The 14518-nt window shown below is 60.1% G+C and carries 18 protein-coding genes; 13 read left to right on the plus strand and 5 right to left on the minus strand.

Annotated features, from left to right (window positions below):
- Window positions 1–36: 36 nt before the first annotated feature.
- Together trmL and AFE_RS01130 are read right to left on the minus strand one after the other, a co-directional pair.
- On the minus strand, window positions 37–552 hold the full coding sequence (gene trmL, locus AFE_RS01125; protein WP_012536040.1) for a tRNA (uridine(34)/cytosine(34)/5-carboxymethylaminomethyluridine(34)-2'-O)-methyltransferase TrmL: 516 nt from the start codon (window positions 550–552) through the stop codon (window positions 37–39).
- Between the two features lie 10 nt (window positions 553–562).
- Window positions 563–1276, minus strand: a complete 714-nt coding sequence (locus tag AFE_RS01130; protein WP_009563107.1) for a ComF family protein — start codon at window positions 1274–1276, stop codon at window positions 563–565.
- Between the two features lie 111 nt (window positions 1277–1387).
- On the opposite strand from AFE_RS01130, the gene bioF reads away from it, so the two are divergent.
- From bioF to AFE_RS01185, 11 genes are all read left to right on the plus strand, one after another.
- A complete protein-coding gene (gene bioF / locus AFE_RS01135; protein ID WP_012536041.1) occupies window positions 1388–2557 on the plus strand; it encodes an 8-amino-7-oxononanoate synthase in 1170 nt (389 codons plus the stop codon).
- Window positions 2554–3318 carry a pimeloyl-ACP methyl ester esterase BioH gene (bioH, locus tag AFE_RS01140; protein ID WP_009563104.1) on the plus strand — a complete coding sequence of 255 codons (765 nt, stop codon included), beginning with the start codon at window positions 2554–2556 and terminating at the stop codon, window positions 3316–3318. The genes bioF and bioH overlap by 4 nt, the downstream gene beginning before the upstream one ends.
- Complete coding sequence (gene bioC / locus AFE_RS01145; protein ID WP_012606529.1) at window positions 3315–4193, plus strand: malonyl-ACP O-methyltransferase BioC; 879 nt, start codon at window positions 3315–3317, stop codon at window positions 4191–4193. The genes bioH and bioC overlap by 4 nt, the downstream gene beginning before the upstream one ends.
- On the plus strand, window positions 4190–4894 hold the full coding sequence (gene bioD, locus AFE_RS01150) for a dethiobiotin synthase (RefSeq protein WP_009563102.1): 705 nt from the start codon (window positions 4190–4192) through the stop codon (window positions 4892–4894). The genes bioC and bioD overlap by 4 nt, the downstream gene beginning before the upstream one ends.
- 113 nt (window positions 4895–5007) lie before the next feature.
- The gene (htpX, locus tag AFE_RS01155) at window positions 5008–5904 is read left to right on the plus strand and encodes a protease HtpX (RefSeq protein WP_012536043.1); all 897 of its coding nucleotides are present in this window, start codon (window positions 5008–5010) and stop codon (window positions 5902–5904) included.
- A gap of 46 nt (window positions 5905–5950) precedes the next feature.
- A complete protein-coding gene (gene aat, locus AFE_RS01160) occupies window positions 5951–6676 on the plus strand; it encodes a leucyl/phenylalanyl-tRNA--protein transferase (protein ID WP_012606530.1) in 726 nt (241 codons plus the stop codon).
- Window positions 6677–6678: 2 nt separating this feature from the next.
- Window positions 6679–7389 (plus strand): arginyltransferase, encoded by a 711-nt coding sequence (locus tag AFE_RS01165; protein WP_012536045.1) that lies wholly within the window; start codon window positions 6679–6681, stop codon window positions 7387–7389.
- Window positions 7386–8165: an ABC transporter permease gene (locus AFE_RS01170; protein WP_009560928.1), complete on the plus strand. Its 780-nt coding sequence runs from the start codon at window positions 7386–7388 to the stop codon at window positions 8163–8165. Before AFE_RS01165 ends, AFE_RS01170 begins: the two co-directional genes overlap by 4 nt.
- Before the next feature lie 6 nt (window positions 8166–8171).
- Window positions 8172–8777, plus strand: a complete 606-nt coding sequence (gene rnt / locus AFE_RS01175; protein ID WP_012536046.1) for a ribonuclease T — start codon at window positions 8172–8174, stop codon at window positions 8775–8777.
- A 75-nt stretch (window positions 8778–8852) separates the two neighbouring features.
- Window positions 8853–9869, plus strand: a complete 1017-nt coding sequence (locus tag AFE_RS01180) for a CDP-6-deoxy-delta-3,4-glucoseen reductase (protein WP_012536047.1) — start codon at window positions 8853–8855, stop codon at window positions 9867–9869.
- Between the two features lie 62 nt (window positions 9870–9931).
- The gene (locus AFE_RS01185) at window positions 9932–10300 is read left to right on the plus strand and encodes a hypothetical protein (protein WP_009566152.1); all 369 of its coding nucleotides are present in this window, start codon (window positions 9932–9934) and stop codon (window positions 10298–10300) included.
- An 88-nt stretch (window positions 10301–10388) separates the two neighbouring features.
- Here AFE_RS01185 and AFE_RS01190 read toward each other — a convergent pair whose 3' ends face one another.
- Both AFE_RS01190 and AFE_RS01195 read right to left on the minus strand, forming a co-directional pair.
- Window positions 10389–10700 carry a zinc ribbon domain-containing protein gene (locus AFE_RS01190; RefSeq protein ID WP_041645263.1) on the minus strand — a complete coding sequence of 104 codons (312 nt, stop codon included), beginning with the start codon at window positions 10698–10700 and terminating at the stop codon, window positions 10389–10391.
- Entirely contained in the window at window positions 10693–11631 is a 939-nt protein-coding gene (locus tag AFE_RS01195; RefSeq protein ID WP_012536049.1) for a hypothetical protein, read from the minus strand. Before AFE_RS01195 ends, AFE_RS01190 begins: the two co-directional genes overlap by 8 nt.
- A 190-nt stretch (window positions 11632–11821) precedes the next feature.
- On the opposite strand from AFE_RS01195, the gene AFE_RS01200 reads away from it, so the two are divergent.
- Together AFE_RS01200 and argB are read left to right on the plus strand one after the other, a co-directional pair.
- A complete protein-coding gene (locus AFE_RS01200; RefSeq protein ID WP_009566155.1) occupies window positions 11822–12466 on the plus strand; it encodes a TetR/AcrR family transcriptional regulator in 645 nt (214 codons plus the stop codon).
- Complete coding sequence (argB, locus tag AFE_RS01205; protein WP_012536050.1) at window positions 12463–13335, plus strand: acetylglutamate kinase; 873 nt, start codon at window positions 12463–12465, stop codon at window positions 13333–13335. The genes AFE_RS01200 and argB overlap by 4 nt, the downstream gene beginning before the upstream one ends.
- An 82-nt stretch (window positions 13336–13417) precedes the next feature.
- Here argB and AFE_RS01210 read toward each other — a convergent pair whose 3' ends face one another.
- Window positions 13418–14431: an HlyD family secretion protein gene (locus tag AFE_RS01210; RefSeq protein ID WP_009567391.1), complete on the minus strand. Its 1014-nt coding sequence runs from the start codon at window positions 14429–14431 to the stop codon at window positions 13418–13420.
- Window positions 14432–14518: the final 87 nt, after the last annotated feature.

The raw sequence follows: 14518 nt of genomic DNA on the forward strand, positions 1-14518 counted from the left end.
CCCTGTTATGAGCTCTTGGTGTTCTGACCGATCAGTTTACCACAGGATACCATCTGATCCTGTGCCCCGGGGTGAATGTAGACCACCGCAATAGTCCATCTGCCGCCAGGCCTCGAAGACGGCGACAGCACAGGCGTTGGACAGATTCAGGCTGCGTTGGCCGGAGCGCATGGGCAGGCGCAGTACCTGCCTGGCGGGCAGGCTGTTCAGGAGGTGGGCAGGCAAGCCGCGGGTCTCCGGGCCGAAAAGCAGCGCGTCGCCGGGCTGGTACGCAACGTCGTGATAGAACTGCGTTCCCTTGGTGCTGAATGCAAAGACATGCGCATCGCCTAAAAATGCCCGGCAGCTCGCCCAGTCCGCATGGCGATGCACTTGCGCAAATTCGTGGTAATCCAGCCCGGCGCGGCGCAGGCGGCGGTCATCCCAGGCGAAGCCCAAAGGCTCGACGAGATGCAGGGTGGCTCCGGTATTGGCGCAAAGGCGGATGATATTGCCGGTATTGGGGGGTATTTCCGGCTCATACAGGATGACGTGCAAAAATGACTCAAGCATCAATGGGCTCTCAGAGGGCACGGGCGAGCACCCAGACGTCAATGCGCTGTACACCGGCAGCCCGCAGGGTGCTGGCAATCTGGGCGGCAGTGGTTCCGGTCGTGAGTACGTCATCGACGACGGCGACATGATCCGGAACGCGCTCGCGCAGGGCAAAGGCTGCATCCAGGTTCTCCCGCCGGGTGGCCGCGCTCAGTCCAAGCTGATGGCCGGTACTGCGGCGCCGCCGTAACGCACCAGGAATGACCGGGATTCTCCAGCGCTTGCCCCAGTGGCGGGCGAGCAGCATGGACTGGTTGTAACCGCGTTCGCGCAGACGCCGGCGATGCAGGGGCACGGGCAGCAGCGCTTCCGGGCGGGACGGCGGATGTTCGCCCCAGGCACTGGCCCAGGCGTCAGCCAGAGGTCTGGTCCAGTCCAGACGCCGCTGAAACTTCCACGCGATGATGGCGGTGTTCAGGGGTTCGGCATAGATAAACGGGGTATAGACATGGTCATAGGCGGGGGCTTCCACCGAGCAGACCGGGCAGTCCCCATTGTCCAGCAAAGGTAGCGCGCAATAGCTGCAGCGCTCGGCGGGCAGGCGCGGCCAGTCGCCGAAGCAGCCGGCGCAGAGCGGAGCGCCAGGCGCACCGCAGGCACGACAGCGTTCCGGGAAGAGCCAGTGGTTGAAACGCCCCGCTGCGTCATATAGCCGGGACAGGTGTGGAAGAATCCGTTGCAAGAAGTTCCTTGGGTTGTTTAGCCATCTGGCAGGGCGAGTATCGTCACCGGCTACGATTCTCCCGCTCCAGCACTCCATTGACAAGGCACAGGCCCCTCCCTATAAGAAACTATGCATAGCGAACGGGAAGAATCATGGCGCGCTGAATTGTCCGCCTTGCGTGCACACGACCTCTGGCGGGAGTTGCAGGTACTGCAACCTGCGCCGGAGCGCGGGCCGCCCACTTTTGTGGGGACGCGGGGCGAACCGCTCCTGTCCTTCGCCAGTAATGATTATCTGGGCCTGAGCGCAGAGTCGGCCTTACGTGATGCCGCCATCGCCGAGATTCAGCAGAGTGGGGTAGGGGCTGGTGCCGCGCCCTTGCTCGGTGGCGAGCGGCCCGCCCATGCCGTGCTGGCGAACGCCCTGGCCCGCTGGCTGGGAGTGGAGGCGGCGCTGCTCTTTGGTAGCGGTTATCTGGCCAATCTGGGGGTCATCTCCACGCTGGTCGGGCGCGGTGATCGGGTCTACGCCGACCGTCTCAACCACGCCTCTCTGGTGGACGGGGTGCGTCTCTCCGGCGCGCGCCTGCATCGCTACCGGCATGGCGATATGACCCATCTGGCGCAATGGTTGGAACGCGGCGGCCGGGGGCAGGCCTGGATCATCACGGACGGGGTGTTCAGCATGGATGGTGACATCGCCCCGCTCCCTGAACTCGCCACCTTGGCGCAGCAGTATGGCGCAGGGATCATTCTCGACGAGGCCCATGCCTTTGGAGTGTTGGGGACGGAGGGACAAGGCACCGCGGCGCACTGGAATATGGACATCCACGGGGTAGACGTCATCATGGGCACCCTGGGTAAGGCCTTCGGTGTTTACGGCGCCTTCGTGGCGGGGAGTCAGGACGTGGTGGATCTCCTGCGTAATCGCGCCCGCAGCTTCATCTACCATACCGCCCTGCCCTCCGCCCTGGCGGCCGCCGCCCTCGTCGCGCTCGACCTTTTACGGCATGGGGATGCCAGGCGCGAGCGCCTGACACAGCACCGGCAGCATCTGCGTGCGCAAGTGCCCGATGCCCCCTGGTTGGCCAGCGAGACACCTATTCAGGGTCTCCTGTTGGGCGATGCGCGGCGGGCGCTGACGGTCAGCGCCCAATTGCGCCGTGCCGGCCTTTACTGCCCGGCGGTGCGGCCGCCCACGGTGCCTGCCGATAGCGCCCGTCTGCGTATCACCCTCAGTGCGGCGCACAGTCATGATGATATCGAGCTTCTGGCTACCACGCTCCGGGAGGTCCTGTGAACTGGGCGCGTCAGGTCAGTGGTCGGGGACGTCCGCTGGTGCTGCTCCATGGCTGGGGAATGGAAAGCCGGGTCTTCGCTTCCTGGCGGTCCCTTCTGGATACCCATTTCACCTGCATCAGCTACGATCTCCCCGGTCACGGACAGACGCCCTGTGCGCCCTCCGGTCTGGCTTGGTCTGCCAGTCTGGAGAGTCTCCGCCAGATGCTTGCTCAGGAGGCCCCCAAGCCCCTGTTGCTCGGCTGGTCTCTCGGGGGCTTGTTGGCCCTGGGCATCGCCTTGCAGCACCCCGAATTATTGGCGGGACTGGTGCTGGTATCCAGTTCTCCCGCCTTTTGCCAGCGCCCCGACTGGTCTCCGGCCATCCCTGCCGCGACTCTGGAGGATTTCGCGCAACGCCTGCGCGTAGATCCCCAGGGTACCCGGCGGCGCTTCCTCGCCCTGCAAGTGTTGAACGATCCACAAGGACGCCGTGTTCTGGAGGGCCTCAGCACCTCCTGGCCCATGCCGGATCAGGCCTGTCTTGCCGATGGGCTGGGCCTGCTGCGGGAGGTGGATTTGCGCAGCCAACTGAGCAGAGTGCCCATGCCGGTGCATATCGTGCATGGGCGACAGGATCGGATCGTACCCGTCGGCGCCGGTGAGTATCTCCACCAGCATCTGACCGGCAGCCGGTTTACTCTCCTGGAACAGGCTGGTCACGCCCCTTTTCTGTCTCACCCCGAAGCCTGCGCCAATGCGCTGCTGGAGACCTGGGGATGAGTTCCGGCAACCCGTCCTTTTTCATGGAAAAACGCGCCGTGCGGCGGGCTTTCGAGCAGGCAGCGGCCGGGTATGAAACCAGTGCCGTCTTGCAGGATCAGGTCGGCGCGCAGCTCATTGAGCGACTGGACCTCGTCAAGCTGGAACCCCAATGGATACTCGATATGGGCAGTGGTACCGGCTTGCAAAGCCGCCGTCTCAATCGCCGTTATCCGCGTGCGCGGCTGCTTGCCCTGGATCTGGCGTCGAACATGTTACAGCAGGCCCGGCGTCGTAAAGGCTGGCGTCAACGTCAGTATTTCTGCCAGGGCGACGCGGAAAATTTACCGCTGGCGACGGCCAGCATCGACCTGCTCTACGCCAACATGTCCATTCAGTGGTGCAATGATCTGGATCAGGTATTACGCGAGTTTGCACGGGTGCTGCGTCCCGGCGGCCTGCTCATGTTCAGCACCCTCGGTCCGGACACCCTCAAAGAACTGCGTCAGGCCTTTGCGGCAGTAGACGACCAGTCCCATGTCAGTCACTTCATCGACATGCATGATATTGGCGATGCCTTGGTGCGTCAGGGCTACGAAATGCCCGTCCTGGATGTGGAACGTTATCAGCTCACCTATGCGGCGGTAGACGATCTCCTGCGGGATCTGCGGAATATCGGTGCCACCAATGCCGCCGCAGGTCGCGCCCGTGGCCTGCTCACCCCCCGCCGCCTGCAGGCACTGCGGCAGGCCTACGAGGATTTTCGCGCCGACGGCCGCCTGCCTGCCACCTATGAAGTCGTCTACGGACATGCTTGGGGCAGCGGACCGCGCGCCCTTCCGCGTGAAGACGGTAGTATCGTTTTTCCTCTCACGCGGCTGCGACGCCGTCCATGACCGGGGAGCATCCCTCGCCGCGTCGGCATGCGGGTCCACTGCGTGGACTATTGGTTACCGGTACGGATACGGGTGTCGGCAAAACCGCTGTCACCGCTGCCCTCGCGCACAAATGCGCGCAGCACGGAATGCTGGTGGCGGCCCTCAAACCCATTGTTTCTGGAGTCGAGGCCGACGGTACCTGGGAGGACGTGGAAATTTTGCGCGCCGCCAGCCAGCCCCCGCGCAGTGTTGCCGAAACGGGTCTCTATGCTTTCGACCCGCCAGTGGCGCCCCACTGGGCGGCACATCAGGCGGGCGTCACCGTCGAGCGTGGGCGGGTGGCGGCTTTCGTCCGGATGCAATCCGCGGCGATGGATTGTGTGCTGGTGGAGGGTGCCGGTGGTTTTCTTACCCCATTGGGCGATGACTGGGGCGTTGCCGAACTGGCCAGGGATCTGCATTTTCCTGTGCTGTTGGTGGTGGGCTTGCGGCTCGGTGCCATCAACCACACGCTGCTGAGCGTCGAAGCCATCCGCGCACGGGGACTGCGCTTGGCCGGGTGGGTGGCAAACACCCTGAATCCCGCAGTCGCGGTGGGCACATTGGAGACCTTGCAAGGGCGGCTGGCGGCGCCCTGTCTGGGGGTGCTGCCTTACGCGCCACACTGGTCTCCCGCCATCCTGAGCCCTTGTCTATCCCTTCCTGATGTCCTGTATTGATGTTAGACTGTTTCCGTATTGTCATAAAAAACAAAAGGCAAGCGGCCGCGATGTCAGGGTGGAAATTCAGTCGTCGCGGTAAGGTCGGTGTATTCTGATGGAGCGTGCGTGTCATGAAATCATTCAAGAGCATACTGCTGTTGGTGGTGACGAATCTGCTGATATTCGTCAGCCTGTCGATCAGTTTTACTATTCTGGTCAACTTCATTTTGCCGATCTTCGGTGTCGACCTCCGCGGGTCGGTGAGTGGCGCGGACCTGCTCTGGGCGCTGCTGATCGGTTTTGGCGGCGCCTTTATTTCGCTACTGATGTCGAAACATCTGGCGCGCGCGGGCCTGCAGATGCAACGCATCGATGCGCCGCAATCGGCCAAGGAACATCTGGTATACGATTCAGTGGCGCAGCTCGCCAATCGTTTGGGTATTCGCATGCCGGAAGTCTGGGTGTACTGGAATGATGAGCCTAACGCCTTCGCCACCGGACCGGGGCGCAACCACAGCATGGTGGCGGTCAGCAGCGGCCTGGTCAATCTCCTCAGCGACAATGAGGTGCGGGCGGTACTGGCCCATGAGATGGGGCACGTATACAATGGCGACATGGTGAGTACCACCTTGCTGCAGGGGCTGATGAATACGTTTGTATTCTGGTTGTCCATGCTCGCCGCGCGGCAGTTTGATGACCGGCCCATGGTTGCTTTTGCGGTATCCATAGTGCTGCAGATCGGCCTGTCTTTCCTGGCGCTGATTCCCATCACTTGGTTTTCGCGCCGTCGGGAGTTCGCGGCGGATCGTTTTGCCGCCGAGCAGGTAGGCGTGGCTCCGATGATCTCGGCCCTGCAAAAACTGCAGCGGGGCGCGGAAGCCCTGCATGTGGTGCATGATGTGGTGCGCGATCCCATGGCGACGGCCTACATTTCCGGAAGCTGGCGCGGTTGGTTTGCCACCCATCCCAGTCTGGAGGCGCGGGTGGCAGCTCTGCGGGCGTTGCAAAACGGTTATAGTTACCAGTAGTTGGTATCGCGATGGAGGAATTGGTCTTTGATGCAGCCAGGAGGCAGTGCAGTTGCGCCCTGAGGGCGTCCGTCCGGTCCTCCTGCAATGCCATGACCGGTCAGCCCCCTTCCCCGACCCGGAGCAGGCCGACGGCAACCTGGTCGCCATCGGCGGCGATTTATCCAGGGAACGCCTGCTCCTGGCCTATGCCCACGGCATCTTTCCCTGGTTCGGCGAGGAAGACCCCATTCTCTGGTGGTCACCTGATCCCCGCGGTATTCTCGAGCCCCCGGCGATACACGTCAGTCGCAGTCTGCGCAAATCCGCCCGTAACCGTGACTGGCAATATCGCATGGACAGCAATTTTGCCGGTGTCATCGACGCTTGCGCAGCGCCGCGCCCAGGGCAGGGAGATACCTGGATTACCCCGGCGGTGCGGGCCGCCTACCTGGACCTGTTCGCGGCCGGAGCAGCACATTCCATAGAAGTCTATCAGCAGGACCGTCTGGTCGGGGGACTTTACGGCGTAGCCCTCGGCGGACTTTTTTTCGGGGAGTCCATGTTCAGTCGGGTGCCCGATGCCTCCCGGCTGGCTCTCGTTCTGCTGGCGCGTCATCTCCAGCATTGGGGCTTTGGCCTGATCGATACCCAGTTCATCACCCCGCATCTGCAGAGCATGGGCGCGCGGGAAATACCCCGTCGTGATTTCCTGCGTGCCCTTGCCGATCTGCGCACCCAACATACGCAAGCAGACTGGAACATCTCGTTACCGCTGACCGGGATGTTTTAATCATGGCTTTTTATTTGTCCGCCTTGCAGAAGTGTCCTTACCTGCCGGATCAGGAAGAACTCCTGGTGCTCAGCGATCCCCGGGAGATGGTGGGCAGCGCCCAATATGACCAACTTCTGCAGAAAGGATTCCGGCGCAATGGTCCGGTGGCATACCGCCCGATGTGCCCGCAATGCGATGCCTGCGTTTCCGTGCGCATCCCCGTTGCGGAGTTTCGGCCAGATCGTGGCCAGCGGCGCACCTGGGCATGCAATCAGGATATACAGATACGGGAGCAGCCCCCTCACTGGGAAGCCGCCCACGCACGTCTCTTCGCCGAGTATCAGTGTTCGCGGCACCCAGGGGGTGGCATGGACGAGCATGCGGATCGCCTGTACCGGGAAATGATCGTCGAAAACGGCGGCGTGGACGCCCGCCTCCTGGTCTTTGAACAGGATGAACATCCGTTGGCGGTGGCACTGGTGGACGTGCTCGACGGCGGCGTCTCTGCGGTTTACACCTTTTATACACCAGATCTGCCGCAACGCGGCCTGGGTATTTTTGCTATCCTCAGCCAGATTGAATGGACCAGGAAGCTGGGCCTTCCCTATCTTTATCTGGGCTATTGGGTCGCCAACAGCCCCAAAATGGACTATAAAAAGCGCTTTCGCCCCCTGGAGGGTTTTGTGGCGGGCGACTGGCGATTGCTGACAGAGGCGTTCAAACGCGGATGAACAGTGCCGCACCGGACATTTTCAGCACCTTTTCACCGTGGACCATGGCGGGGGTGACCGGCCTCCTCGGCAGTGCCTGGGCCTTGTCGGCCTGGCAAAAGCTGGGGGTGGGCAAAGAGCTTCTGTGGTCGGCGGCCCGGGCGACGGTTCAGTTGGGGATCATGGGGTTTCTGCTGGGTTGGCTGTTCCGCCAGCATCAGCCGTTTTTGCTGGTGCTCTTTCTGATAGCCATGATCCTGATGGCTGGTCGTTTCAATCGTAAGCGTGGTGCCGGTATTCCGCACGCCTACTGGATCGGGGTGATCAGCATCACGGTGGCGACTACGGTCACCCTCGGTTGGATGCTCCTTTCCGGGCTGGTTTTCTGGCGAGGCGAATCATTGGTCCCCATTGGCGGTATGATTATCGGCAATGCAATGAACGCCGTATCGCTGGCACTTAACCGTCTGCGCAGCGAGGTGGACCAGCGTGAGGCGTTGTTGCTGGCCATGCTGGCGCTTGGCGCCACGCACCGTCAGTCGATGCGCAGCCTGTACAGTATGGTGGTGCGAAGTTCCCTGATTCCGACGATAGACAGCCTGAAAAGCGTCGGCATGATCCATATTCCAGGAATTACCGCAGGAATGATTCTCGCGGGTACGGCGCCCCTTGCCGCGGTATCCATGCAATTGGTGGTGATGGTGATGTTGACAGCCGCTGTCACCCTGAGTGTTTCCACAGCGGTTTTGCTGGCTGCACCGCATGCGCTGGTTTTTTCACAACAGATTGAGGAGTAACTTCTGATGGCGGCTTTGGCCGGACGGTTTCGCGGCTTTTTGCCGGTAGTGGTCGATGTGGAAACGGCAGGATTTGACTCTGAACGTAATGCGCTGCTGGAAGTGGCTGCGATCATCATCGGTGGCGAAGTGGGGCAGTTGCGGCCCGTAGCCACCCACCACTTTCAGGTCCAGCCCTTTGCCGGGGCGGTGCTTGACCCGGCAGCGCTGGCGTTTACGGGTATTGATCCCTTTCAGGCACTGCGCGGCGCTGTTTCCGAGGAGGAAGCCCTGCGCGGGATTTTCAGGCCGGTGCGCACTGCCGTAAAGGTGGCTCAATGCCGACGTGCCATTCTCGTGGGGCACAACGCCGCTTTTGACCTGTCCTTTATCAAGGCCGCAGAAAAACGGACCGGCGTCAAGAATAACCCCTTTCATCTTTTCAGTACCTTCGACACCGTTAGTCTGGCCGGACTGGCCTATGGTGAGACCGTGCTGGCCAAGGCTGCCCTGGCAGCCGGCCTGGACTGGGATCATACCCAAGCCCATTCGGCACTCTATGATGCGCGCCAGACGGCGGAATTGTTCTGCCGGATCGTGAATCGCTACGATCTCAACCGGGAGTATCCGTGAAGCGCGGCCATCACGCCGCGCATCTGCTAGAATGCCCGCCGAAACATTTATCAATCGTTATGAAAGGATGTGCTCATGACTTACCGCCTGCGTATTGAACCGAGCGGCCACGAGATGGATTGCGACAGAGATGAAACCATCCTGGAGGCCGCTCTGCGGCATGGTTTTCATATTCCCTACGGTTGTCGCAATGGTACCTGTGCGACCTGCAAGGGACGTATTCTCCGTGGAGAAGTGGATTACGGGAAGGTGGAGGAAAAGATCTTGTCGGCCGCCGAGAAGGATGCGGGCCTGGCGCTCTTCTGTCAGGCAATACCCCTGTCCGATGTGACGATAGAAGTTCGGGAGATCGGGGCCACCAAGGATATCCAGATTAAAACACTACCGTCCCGGGTAGCAAGAATAGTCGATTTGGCACCCGATGTGCGCGCCGTTTTTCTAAAAATTCCGACTACGGAGCGTCTCCAGTTCCTCCCTGGACAGTATATCGACATTCTCCTGAAAGACGGTGGCCGACGGGGTTTTTCCCTCGCCAACATACCCGGTGACGATGCGCTCCTGGAGCTGCACATCAAAAGAGTACCTGGTGGCGTCTTTACCGGGCATGTATTCAGTGCGATGAAGGAAAAGGACATCTTGCGTTTCGAGGGACCATTGGGCACTTTTTTCATTCGTCAGGAATCCACCCGTCCTTTACTGATGGTCGCTACCGGTACCGGTTTTGCACCTATTAAGGCGATGCTCGAGTCGCTCTTTGCGCAGGGCTCCATACGTCCGATCCATTTTTATTGGGGTGTGCGCCATCCGGAGGACTTTTATTATCAGGATTTGCTGAGGGAATGGCAGGCGCGTCATGACCATTTTCAGGTAACCCGGATAGTATCCCGTCCCGATGCTTCCTGGTCTGGAGCAACCGGCTATGTTACGACACAAGTGATCCACGACTTTCCGGACGCGAGCACGCTCGACGCCTATATTTGTGGGCACCCGGACATGGTGTTTTCCTTAAGCGCCGCTTTACAGGGAGCTGGATTGAATCCGGAACACATTTATGCAGATGCATTTGTATTTGCCAAAGCAAAAACAAGCTGACATAATTATTAAATTGGCGAGGGGTTCTGCCAAGTTAACCTGACTTAGAGGAGCGATAGCATATGGAAGCACAAGTAAAAAAGCGTCACCGTCGTAGTTCGGAGGAGCGTCTCGCGGATTTGGAAGAGAAGCAGCGCCAGACGGAAATGCGACTGCGTGAACAGTTGGCAAAAATCGAACAGCAGAAGCGGAGCCTGCAGGAAAATCCGCGCGCCCGTCGTGAGCGGGAAGCACAACGGCGGTCATTGATGGACCGTATTTCCCGTCTGGTACCTGATTGGGAACCCGCCCAGATTCTGGCGGCTGTTGCCGAAGTGCGTGACCGCGTGGGTGGTAATGACCATTTGCTGGGTGAACTGAACCACCGCGGTGATGCGCTCATGCAGGAACTGAAACCCCGTCGCGGTCGTCGTCCCCGTTCCGCGATTTAAATTCTGGTCCAATCGGTTTTCCACGTACAGAAGCCCCCGGCGCCGAGCGACGGGGGCTTCCTTTATAAAGCGCGGCGGCGGCGGCGTTCTAACGCTTTTTGCATCCCCGCCAGCGGGCCAGTGTCGGCACGCGATGTGCCATGTAAGCACGGACGTACCATGGAGCATTACGTTGGCGCATCAGTTGCCGGACACGGTGCTGCATGGCATCCAGCGCCAGTTCCGGCTCCCTGAATTGACCTCCGGCATAGCAATAGCTGCAGTAACAGGTGCTGTGGCTACCATCGGCTTCCGTTCCCCCACCTTCGGGGTCAAATTGCAGCGGCATACCACAACTCTGGCAGCGGTTTCTTTCGAGTTCCAGTTGGCGCATCCATTTTTTCATAGGGAAATTAGACATCCTCCGGTGCTACCAGTTCGAGAGCCTCAATATAGATGTGTGCCATGCCCAGCAGGAACACCACATTGGGGAGAATGAATACCAGTGCGCCGGCCAAGCCCATTCCCATGCTGAGTCCAGCGTTATACAAGGAGGTATTCGCTGCCATCGCCTGTACAGGCATTCCGTTGCCAAAAACCCTGTCTCCCGACCATGCTCCCAGCATTTGCCAGAACATATCCGCACTGCGGCTGATTTCGTCAGCCAGCACCGGGGTGGCCGCCGTTAATGTCATGCCATATCCAATATAGAGAATCACTGCAATGATAATTCCCATACCTGTCGCCAGGGCTGCGAGCAGCAACATCATCAGCAGGATGGAACCGGGTTTATTACGGGCGATGGCAATGGTATGACGAAGTGATTTGCCCACGCCTTCGCCATGCCACAACGCTGGTCCGGAAAGATTGAAGACGATAATGGCAAGGACAAAAACAACGGCGTTTACCAGCATGACGGCAGGGAAAATCGGGACAAACAGTACCGCACCCACTCCGGGTATCTTGCAGGCGAGAAACCCCAATACCTCTACCGCAAAAATGCCGAGAAGCAGGAGACTTTCGATAATCAGCAATCCCAGCAGACGTGGTAGCGCCCGTATGCCGAAGCGGAGGCTTTTGATTATTCCGGGCAGTGGGTCGCCGCGCGCTTCATGCAGCAATACGCCACCGGAGCCCAGATAGCCGACACCAAAACTGATCAGCAAAATGGTCATCCCGATGGTGGCACCTGCCCACCCTCCCGGCCATTGTGCGAAAAATTCCAGACCAGCCATACCCAGGAAAACCGCGATCACGTACACCAGAATGGGCTGCCATAAAGTAATGCCGCGCAGCGCTCGCAACAACAAAGAAAAAGACAGGTCTCCCTGGCTGGGAGTGTGGGTAAACATGCGTGGTTCCCTTGCTAGAATTTCCAGCCCCTAGAATAGCAAATTGCAGGCGGATGGTGGACAGCTTCCACCCGTGCCCACAGAGGGACAACTGCCACGGGTGATGCTACACTGTCCCTATATTGACCGATTGGTCGGGCGGCGCGCAAGTGTGGCCATCACATGCAGATTGGGGGCGAGGGACGGTTTCATGGGGGAGTTGCCACTGACACTTGAAGGCGAAGGACGGCAGCGGATTCTGGCCGCTGCCGAAAAGCTCTTTTCCGATAAGGCATTTGATGCGGTCTCCATGAATGCCATCGCTTTGCAGGCGGGTATCAGCAAGGCCAATATCTATCATTATTTTCCCAATAAGGATGCCCTCTATCTTGCGGTATTGCGCGCGGCCAGCCGCAATTTGCGGAAACTGCTCAACGATGCGGTCGACGCCCACGGAACCGTGGTGGATGTGCTCCGACATTTTGCGCGCTGCCACCTCCAGGCTCTGCTGGATCGGCCGGAACTGGTGCGTCTGGTATGGCGGGAACTGCTCGAAAAAGGCGCGCCCAGAGCACGGGAGTTTGCAGAACAGGGATTTGCGGATGTATTTTCGGCCTTGGTTGCGGTCTTGGAAAGCGGGCAGGCCCGGGGCGAACTGCGGGCGGATTTCAACCCTGCCTTGGTGGCAACCCTGATGTTGGGCGCGAATGTTTTCTTTTTTCAGTCCCGGGATATTCTGCGCCATTACCCGGCCGTGGCCTTTGCCGATGATCCCGCAGGTTATGACGCTGGGATTGTCGAGATTCTTCTGCGGGGGATGATTCCGGAATCTTCAGCAGACACGGTACGTGCATGATAAACTCCACACACAACGATCCCCACCTGCAGGCTCGCATACTGGTGGAAGCCCTGCCTTACATGCAGCGTTTTCACGGCCGTACCATCGTCATCAAGTATGGTGGCAACGCCATGACCGATGCCCGACTTCAGGAGCAGTTTGCCTACGATGTAACCCTGATGAAACAGGTGGGCATGAATCCGGTGGTGGTGCATGGGGGTGGGCCGCAGATTGGTGCCATGCTGGAGCGACTCGGGGTGCATACCCATTTTGTGGACGGCATGCGAGTGACCGATGCCGCGACCATGGAAGTGGTGGAAATGGTCCTTGGCGGGGGCGTCAACAAGGAGATCGTGCAGGCCATCAATCGTGCGGGCGGCCGCGCCGTGGGGTTGACCGGCAAGGACGGCGGCTTGCTCCGGGCGCGGCCCCTGCGCCGGGATGGAGTGGATCTCGGGCTGGTGGGCGAGGTCGCACGGGTGGACCCGGACATTATCCGTCTGCTCGATCAGGGTGATTTTATTCCGGTGGTGGCGCCAGTCGGGGTGGGTTCCCTGGGCGAATCCTATAATATCAATGCCGACCTGGTGGCAGGCGCTCTCGCTGCGACGTTGCGTGCAGAGAAGCTGATCCTGATGACCAATGTCGCCGGTGTGCTGGATTCTGATGGACAGTTGCGCACTCGTCTGGAGGCCGCCGAGGTGGACCGGATGATCGCCGATGGCCGTATTTACGGCGGTATGCTGCCCAAGATCCAGTGCTGTCTGGACGCTGTGGCGGCGGGCGTGCAGGCTTCACATATCATCGATGGTCGGGTACCCCATGCATTATTGCTGGAAATATTCACCGACGCGGGGGTCGGTACATTGATCTCCGACACGCGCTGAACCTGGGTCGCGTGGTTTGGTGCAGATCTCGCCGCCACGGTTGAACTTCTGGCGTTACCGGCCCTGCCGGTAACGCCAGCGCTCAGAAGATCGGCCGCAGCGCCTTGACCCAGCCCGGTGCTCCGCCCGTATCCACCGTTACCGACGCGCTGGTACCGATCCGTAGCGGGAACCTGGAGTCCGGATTGGTGATGAGCACACGCACCGGTACCCGCTGTGTCACCTTTACCCAGTTACCCGTAGCATTTTCCGGGGGGAGCAGGGAGAAGGCGTTTCCGGCACCGCCGCTCAGGCTCACCACCTTTCCCTTGAAGGGATGGTCGGGGTACATGTCCACAGTGATTTTCGCACTCTGTCCCGGGTGTACCCGGCTGAGATCGGTTTCCTTGTAGTTGGCCTCGACCCAGTATTCCGCATTGCCGATCAGGGGGAACAGATCCTGATTGACATTGACCACGTCGCCCACATGGATTTTATCCACTTTGCTGACGACCCCCGCGATGGGCGCGTAGAGCGTGGTTTCAGACAGATAGAGCCGGGCTGTGCGCAGGGCGGCCTTGGCGGCGGCGATGCGGGCACCATTGAGGACTTGCTGCGCCTGGGTCTCCGCCAGGGCCGCCTGATCTGCGGTCAGGCGCGCCCCGGCACTTTTCGCCGCGGTCATTTCGTTATCCGCCTGTTGCGCAGACAGATATTTCTGCGCCGCCAGCGCCGCCGCGCGTTGGGCGTTGTGCCGGGCATTCTGGTAATTGACCTGGTCGGCGCTGATATTGGCGCGCGCTCCGGCAATATTGGCCTGAATGGCGGCCGTCTGCCGTTCCGCCTGGGTCAGTTCGGCCTCGGCTTTCTGCACGTCGTAGACGTAGGCCCGCGGATCCACCTCGACCAGGGGCTGTCCAGCCTGCACCACCTGATTATCATGCACATAAATAGCGACAATATGTCCTGTAACCCGCGGTGCGATGTTCACGACATGGGCATGCAGATAGGCATCGTCGGTGTTGGGATAGTAATCAGAAATCTGGAAGTATGCATAGGCGCCAAAGGCAACCACGACGATGATGACCAGAACCAAAAGGCGTTTGAGCCAGCGCATATGTGTCCCTTGTTGAATCCAAGCAGCCGGGCGACTCTCCGGACCTGTTTCGACGGTCGACTCATGCGCAACCCCTGCTTACAATGG

The organism is Acidithiobacillus ferrooxidans ATCC 23270, from assembly GCF_000021485.1.
Classification (GTDB): domain Bacteria; phylum Pseudomonadota; class Gammaproteobacteria; order Acidithiobacillales; family Acidithiobacillaceae; genus Acidithiobacillus; species Acidithiobacillus ferrooxidans.

What these genes read in the sequence shown, in the direction of transcription:
- trmL (WP_012536040.1), bottom strand. Translation starts at nt 552, where the DNA reads ATGCTTGAGTCATTTTTGCACGTCATCCTGTATGAGCCGGAAATACCC.
- bioF (WP_012536041.1), top strand. Translation starts at nt 1,388, where the DNA reads ATGCATAGCGAACGGGAAGAATCATGGCGCGCTGAATTGTCCGCCTTG.
- bioC (WP_012606529.1), top strand. Translation starts at nt 3,315, where the DNA reads ATGAGTTCCGGCAACCCGTCCTTTTTCATGGAAAAACGCGCCGTGCGG.
- bioD (WP_009563102.1), top strand. Translation starts at nt 4,190, where the DNA reads ATGACCGGGGAGCATCCCTCGCCGCGTCGGCATGCGGGTCCACTGCGT.
- htpX (WP_012536043.1), top strand. Translation starts at nt 5,008, where the DNA reads ATGAAATCATTCAAGAGCATACTGCTGTTGGTGGTGACGAATCTGCTG.
- AFE_RS01165 (WP_012536045.1), top strand. Translation starts at nt 6,679, where the DNA reads ATGGCTTTTTATTTGTCCGCCTTGCAGAAGTGTCCTTACCTGCCGGAT.
- AFE_RS01170 (WP_009560928.1), top strand. Translation starts at nt 7,386, where the DNA reads ATGAACAGTGCCGCACCGGACATTTTCAGCACCTTTTCACCGTGGACC.
- rnt (WP_012536046.1), top strand. Translation starts at nt 8,172, where the DNA reads ATGGCGGCTTTGGCCGGACGGTTTCGCGGCTTTTTGCCGGTAGTGGTC.
- AFE_RS01180 (WP_012536047.1), top strand. Translation starts at nt 8,853, where the DNA reads ATGACTTACCGCCTGCGTATTGAACCGAGCGGCCACGAGATGGATTGC.
- AFE_RS01185 (WP_009566152.1), top strand. Translation starts at nt 9,932, where the DNA reads ATGGAAGCACAAGTAAAAAAGCGTCACCGTCGTAGTTCGGAGGAGCGT.
- AFE_RS01190 (WP_041645263.1), bottom strand. Translation starts at nt 10,700, where the DNA reads ATGTCTAATTTCCCTATGAAAAAATGGATGCGCCAACTGGAACTCGAA.
- AFE_RS01195 (WP_012536049.1), bottom strand. Translation starts at nt 11,631, where the DNA reads ATGTTTACCCACACTCCCAGCCAGGGAGACCTGTCTTTTTCTTTGTTG.
- AFE_RS01200 (WP_009566155.1), top strand. Translation starts at nt 11,822, where the DNA reads ATGGGGGAGTTGCCACTGACACTTGAAGGCGAAGGACGGCAGCGGATT.
- argB (WP_012536050.1), top strand. Translation starts at nt 12,463, where the DNA reads ATGATAAACTCCACACACAACGATCCCCACCTGCAGGCTCGCATACTG.
- AFE_RS01210 (WP_009567391.1), bottom strand. Translation starts at nt 14,431, where the DNA reads ATGCGCTGGCTCAAACGCCTTTTGGTTCTGGTCATCATCGTCGTGGTT.